1 protein-coding gene is annotated in these 414 nt (G+C 64.5%); it reads right to left on the bottom strand.

Annotated features, from left to right (window positions below):
* The coding region (locus ABC977_RS18250; protein WP_369668694.1) for an Rpn family recombination-promoting nuclease/putative transposase at positions 1 to 323 on the bottom strand (323 nt) is incomplete at its 3' end.
* Positions 324 to 414 lie beyond the last annotated feature (91 nt).

Genomic DNA, 414 nt, shown 5'->3' with positions numbered 1-414 from the left:
AGCTGCTTGGCCCGGATCAGGTCCTGGTAGAGCAGGCCGATGTAGGTCTGGATGCGCACCGCCATCCAAGGATCGATGCTCGACTGGAATTCCAGCAGCAGATAGACGTACAGCCAGCCCCGACCCCAGCGAACCCGCCAGATGAGGTCATCGGCTCGGTCACGCAGATCGTCACTGACGTAGCTGCCGCTGCAGCGTTCCAGCGTCGCGAGATCCAGCTCACGCACCCAGTCACCGGGCATGAAGCCGGTGAGCAGGTCCCGCACGAGCGCCTCATGGGCGTAGAGGAGCTTGTAGCCGCTGTCGTGGGTCGAGAGGTTCATCAGGCCCGGACGATGTGCTCGGCCGGTTCCTGGTAGCGGCCCCGCGTGTCGACGATGAGCCGGGCGTGGGCCTTGATCAGGTCGTAGTCGA

It is taken from the genome of Thioalkalicoccus limnaeus, from assembly GCF_041197575.1.
GTDB classification, from domain to species: domain Bacteria; phylum Pseudomonadota; class Gammaproteobacteria; order Chromatiales; family Chromatiaceae; genus Thioalkalicoccus; species Thioalkalicoccus limnaeus.
Note: the sequence above shows the minus strand (reverse complement) of the source record. Positions and strands in the feature narration are given on the sequence as shown.